This is a genomic window from Sphingorhabdus sp., assembly GCF_044239005.1.
Classification (GTDB): Bacteria; Pseudomonadota; Alphaproteobacteria; order Sphingomonadales; family Sphingomonadaceae; genus Sphingorhabdus_B.
In genome coordinates this window covers 1-5554 of sequence record NZ_JBIICH010000182.1, presented here as the reverse complement: position 1 = coordinate 5554, position 5554 = coordinate 1, and the positions used below count along the sequence as shown (strand labels likewise).

At 53.4% G+C, this 5554-nt stretch carries 4 protein-coding genes; 1 reads left to right on the top strand and 3 read right to left on the bottom strand.

Annotated features, from left to right (window positions below; translation table 11 throughout):
• Positions 1–179: 179 nt before the first annotated feature.
• From ACILQA_RS10710 to ACILQA_RS10700, 3 genes are read right to left on the bottom strand one after another with little or no spacing between them, the layout of a single operon-like run.
• A complete protein-coding gene (locus ACILQA_RS10710; protein WP_395629674.1) occupies positions 180–1307 on the bottom strand; it encodes a class II histone deacetylase in 1128 nt (375 codons plus the stop codon).
• Positions 1308–1348: 41 nt separating this feature from the next.
• Complete coding sequence (locus tag ACILQA_RS10705) at positions 1349–2818, bottom strand: flavin monoamine oxidase family protein (protein WP_395629673.1); 1470 nt, start codon at positions 2816–2818, stop codon at positions 1349–1351.
• Between the two features lie 9 nt (positions 2819–2827).
• Complete coding sequence (locus ACILQA_RS10700; RefSeq protein ID WP_395629672.1) at positions 2828–5110, bottom strand: TonB-dependent receptor; 2283 nt, start codon at positions 5108–5110, stop codon at positions 2828–2830.
• A gap of 104 nt (positions 5111–5214) precedes the next feature.
• Between ACILQA_RS10700 and ACILQA_RS10695 the strand changes: the two genes are divergently transcribed.
• A partial coding sequence (locus tag ACILQA_RS10695) for a TetR/AcrR family transcriptional regulator (RefSeq protein WP_395629671.1) occupies positions 5215–5554 on the top strand: 340 nt, incomplete at its 3' end.

The following is a 5554-nucleotide window of genomic DNA, read 5'->3' as shown; positions in this document are numbered from 1 at the left end:
AGACCTACAGGGTCACGGGCACCGATCTGGAAAGCGGCCCGTTCGATTCAACTGGTGTCGACCTGTATGAAATTCGGAACGGAAAAATAACTCTGAAAGACAGTTATTGGAAGCAGTAACAGCTTTTAATTCACCCTGTCCCGCGCTTTGGTTTCCGCATTAAAAGAACCTAATCGGGGTTAGGCGCTTAGAAGCGAGAAATCGAACATGTTCCGCATGTCCTGAATCATGGTTTTATGGAAACGGCGAATTGGCTCGCTCGGCTGCAATGCCTTTATGAGTTCAAGCTCACCATCCACAACCCCCGACGTGGCGTTCGCCAGCACTTCAAGTACAGCCATACCGCAGAAGGGTGCGTAGGCTTCGGAATAGCCGCCTTCGTGGACGACTACTAAACGCCCGTCGCACAATTCATCCGCCAGTTCTGAGACACGTGCGGTCATTGACCTGTAGCTATCGCTGTGAAGTAGCTGTCGGCCAAGCGGATCGAATGCACATGCGTCCAGACCACATGCGACGACTATCAGGTCCGGTTTGAACTTCCTGACTGCAGGGACTACTATCTCATCCATCGCGTAAAGGTAGGTCTCATCTCCACTACCCGCCGGAAGCGGGATGTTCAGGTTGAAGCCCTCTCCTGCATCAATCCCTCGATCTTCCAATCCGGAATACCCTGGCGGAAAGCAATGCTCCTGATGGAGTGAGATCGTCAGTACATCACTACGATCATAGAAAATACTCTGGGTACCGTTGCCATGATGAACGTCCCAATCAATAACAGCGACCCGCTTGAGCCCATGTATGGCTTTCCCAGCTTCGATAGCGATGGGGATGTTAGCCAGCAAGCAGAACCCCATGGGCTGGTCAGCGAGGCAGTGGTGGCCGGCGGGGCGGCACAAAGCATAACTGTTCTTACATTGACCAGAAAGAACACTGTCGACAGCAGCAATTGCAAGGCCTGCCGAGACACTGGCAATTTCAAACCCGCCTTTTGAAAAAGGGGCATAAGGTCCGAGTTCACCACCTCCAGCATCACTGACCCGTTTGAATTCATCAATATAGCCAGCGGGGTGGACTCTTAACAACGCTTCGCGTGATGCAGCAGGACTTGAAGTGACCAGAATACAGTCATCAAAATGGGATGCCCGAACGAGGTTCAGCAGTCTTCGTTTTGATCCTGGGGTATCGGCCCCATAGCTTCCTGCAGGCGGCTCAACCCAACCGCCGACCTGCATATGAGATGCCTGCACACCCGTGCAGTGCCAAAATGTTTGTTCGTCGGTATAGAGATGGGTTTGCATCTTCATCGCGCACTCCTGGCCACAGACTCTGAGAAATCAGCCGATGATCAGAGCACTCGAAGCACTTCAGCAGCCGCCCGCTTACCCGAACGGATAGCACCGTCCACGTAGCCGACCCAAACGTCCGAGGTTTCGGTTCCCGCCCAATGTATCCTGCCCACCGGTTCGGCTAATGCCTCACCAAATGCGGTTAGTACGCCAGGGCCCGGGACCGCAACATAGCCACCGCGATTGAGCGGCGTCCGAGTCCATACCTCCTCCAAATAATCCGTAGGTTTGAGTGCCTGATCGCCGAAATAAAGCGCGATGTCGGCAAGTACTTTGGCGCGGCGTTCTTCAGCTGGTCTGTCGGCCCATTCCTGAGCAGGTCCGCCATCGAAAAAGCCAACCAGCGCACCGCCGCGGGTTAGAGGTGTCACGCGATCAAGCCACGGTCCAAATTCTACCTTGTCGGATAAGACTAGCCCGCTGAGACCTTGCTCCCTCCAGAAAGGTTTCTCATAGGCAATCACAACTTTTATAACGCATCCCATGGGCATTCTTTGCGTCAGCCCATCGCGTCGCGCGGGCATCGGAGGAATATAATCTATCCGTGCGGCCATAGGTGGCGGAGCGGTGACGATTACCCGATCACATGACCATATGCCCTTTGATGTGGTGACACGCACGCCCTGGTCATTTTGTTCGATAAGGCTCACGGGGGCATCGAGAACGAGGAACTTCCGCAACTCCGTCGCCATTTTATCGGCGATCTGCCAAAGGCTGTCTGGAAAAAGCCGATCCTGGGCACCACCGCGGGTCGATATCAATGCTTCCAGGCCACCGGCAGACTTCAGGTAAGATAGGAAATAGAGAAAGGAACATTGCCCTGCTTCAGTCGAGAACACGGCCTGCACCAGAACGCGCATCAAAGAGCGAACCGATTCACTGGTCACATTGGCTAGCATCCAACTTTCGACGGTATGCGCATCCCATGTCTTGGCCTGATCGACTAACCATGGCTTTGGCATTGCTATCCGGTTTGCATATTCATCGAGCTGCGCCACAAGTGCACCGAACACTTCAAGATCGGCGTCGGGAAGTGCCGGAGTTTCGCCCTTATAGCGGGCCATATGGCCGTTGATGTCGATGATGTTGTCGCCATCTGCATATTGCTCAATCGAAGCAACATCATATTCGGCGGCAAGCGCAAGTAACTCTGTCTGGGTTGGCCCTACCCATTGACCACCCATATCAACTCTCTCGCCGGCAACCACTCCGGATTTCGTGCGCCCGCCAACCCGATCATCGGCTTCAAGGATGACGACAGACTTGCCGGAGCGACGCAGTTCGCGTGCAGCGGTCAAACCGGCAAAGCCCGCTCCCACCACAATAACATCCACGCGTGCGGGGCGTGGACGGCTTGACGCAGCGGCGCTGCTAGCTGGCATGGCTGCTATTGCTGCAGCGGTGGCTCCAAAGGCGAATGTCTCGCGGCGGGAGATGTTTCCAGCGGTCGGCTTTTTCGTGCTTGGCATAAAACCCCCTTAAAACTTGGCGTCGATGGTGACGCCATATGTGCGCGGCGCGCCAACATGGTTGTAGTTGAATCCAAACGAAGTAACGGCGACGCGCGACGTAAAGTAATATTCGTCGGTCAAGTTCTTGCCCCAAAGGGCAATGCCAAATTGATCATTTGTTGAACGGACGCCAAGACGGGCACCTATAGTATTATAGGAATTCTGCCGAAGTTCTGGATTGTTTTGCGTATCGAAATACTGCGCGCCTACAAGGGAACCGTTGACGTTGAGTGATAATTTACCCCAATCCGACTCTTTGATTGTCCAGTCGGCGCCATAGGACAGGCTCACCCGGGGTGCATTTGGCAATTGATTGCCGCTTACAGAAACGCCCTGCACTATCCCCTCTTGTATCTGGCTATCCAGCCATCCCAGCCCGGCGTTAACAGTTAGCGCCTGTATCGGTCGGGCTGTCAGTTCGATCTCACCACCCAGAATGCGCGAACGTGGCAGATTGAGGAGACGTTGAGTGCCATCCGGATTGACATCTATGAATTGCTGATCGCGATAGCTGTAATGGAACAACGCTCCATTCACGCGCAGTCGGCGATCCAACAAATCCAGCTTGAAGCCGCCTTCGATAGAGTCGACTGTTTCAGGTCGGGCGACTGTCAATTCATCTGGGGTAAAAAATGCCTGAGCAGCAAAGGAACTTGCACGGTATCCCCGGCTATAGCTGAGATAGAGCAGATTGTGGTCAAAGCTATAGTCTAGACCGATTTTCCCAGAAACGTTGCTCTTTGAGAATTTCTGAGATGTGGTGGCATCGACATTGTTGGCGTCTCCGGGAATGAGGTTCGCCAGGACAACATCATCACTGCCGATCATCTGGGAAATGATGTCGTATTGTCGTCCAGTATCGTGACTGAATCTCGCGCCAGCACGAAGGGCGAAGCCGCCTCCTAAATCGTAACGACCGTCTGTGTAGATTGCCCAACTGGTGCGGTTTTGGTTAAAACTGTTTTGAGTCTGGCAACCGGCGGGGGGGCCAGCTGTAAGACAATCCTGGAAGTCCAGAGCACCATCAAGGTTGAAGTCGACATCCTGATAGACGCGAAGGTTAGTGGCATTAAAAACACGCTCGGAGCCGAAGAATCCTCCGAGCGTGAAAGCCATCGGACCATCACCACCGCTGACTAGGCGAACATCCTGAGTCACCTGCGATGCGCGTCCTTCATATAGGATCGACAGTGCCGCCAAGGCACTGCCGTCCGTGTCTTCTTCGTTCAGCAAGGTTCCATGATCATAGGAACTGACCGAAATCACTGAGAGGCTGTCCGACAGATCGAATTTAGAAGTCAATGCCGCAGCATATGTCCTGTTGCGACGCTGCGGCGTGAAATCGCTTGTCAACTCGCGTCGGTTCAGACCAGTTCTGAAATCATCGGTGCGAGGGTTGAGTTTCGGGTCAATCGCTCTGAAAGTCGCATACACGCCGGCGCCGACACCATCGGGGCCCGGCTCCGCGATAATACCATAGTTGGCTGAATTCTGTAAGCTCGTGGAAAGACGTAGAATGAACTCGGCGCTATCGGAAGGTTGGAACAAAAACGATAACCGCATGCCATATTCGTCTACGGCACCCAAGTCGCCTTGACCGGCTGACAGGTTGCGTAAGTAGCCGTTTGCATTTGCATAGGTGAACGCCAAACGCGCCGCGAGCGTATCATTTAACGGCATCTGCAGCGCGCCATTCGCCTCGTAACGGTTAAAATTGCCATATCCGGCAGAAAGACTTGCCTCTGGCTCGAAACCTGGCCTTTCGGCGATGAGGTTCACTGCCCCGCCTGTGGTGTTTTTACCATAGAGCGTACCCTGCGGCCCTCGAAGCACCTCAACGCGTTCCAAATCGAAGAGAGAGACGCCAAGGAGAGCAAAATTACCCTTATAGACCTCATCAAAATAGGTGGCCACGGGGCTAGCCTGATTTAGGCTGTAATCGGACATCGATATCCCGCGCAGCGCAAAAATCGGAGTGGATGAGCCAACCGTGCTGACCGACTGCAAATTTGGTGTAACTGATGCAAGGTCGCTGGCGTTTATAATTCGCTGCGATTTTAAGGTATCGCCCGACAATGCCGTGACCGAAACAGGCACATCTTGTAAGCGCTCCTCTCGGCGCTGCGCTGTCACTACAATGTCCTCGACTGCACCTGAAGAAACTTCAGTGTCTTGCCCGAAGGCCGTTGTCGGCAAGGTGAATGCTGCTGACGCCAATAGCGCTGCTGTTATACGGCCGCTTTTAATCATAATTCCCCCAAATTATCTCGACGTTCAGCGTATGCGTGTTAATATAAATGCGTACGCGTACGAATACATTCCGTACGCGTACGGAATTGTCAAGGAGGAAGTTTTTGAGCAACGGTTCAGACGGCAAACGTAAAAAAGGGCGTAAAAATGATGTATCGGTTCACTCTGCGATCCTCGTTGCCGCGACATCGCTGTTCGAAGAAAAAGGTGCAGCCGGATTGAGCATGCGCGCTATCGCTGCGGGAGCAGGCATACCGACGATGACTTTGTATGGCTATTTTCCTAGCAAAACGTCAATTATTAGGGCTTTGTGGACTTTTGCGTTCGACCCCCTCTTTTCGGAAATGCGGGCCGTCGAACTACAGGAGGAGGATGCAAAATCTAGGTTGCGAGCCGTGGCGCGTACCTATGTCGAGTACTGGCTTCGCTTCCCCGATCGATATC

Coding starts and splice junctions, on each gene's coding strand:
- ACILQA_RS10710 (WP_395629674.1), bottom strand. CDS start 1,307: ATGAAGATGCAAACCCATCTCTATACCGACGAACAAACATTTTGGCAC.
- ACILQA_RS10705 (WP_395629673.1), bottom strand. CDS start 2,818: ATGCCAAGCACGAAAAAGCCGACCGCTGGAAACATCTCCCGCCGCGAG.
- ACILQA_RS10700 (WP_395629672.1), bottom strand. CDS start 5,110: ATGATTAAAAGCGGCCGTATAACAGCAGCGCTATTGGCGTCAGCAGCA.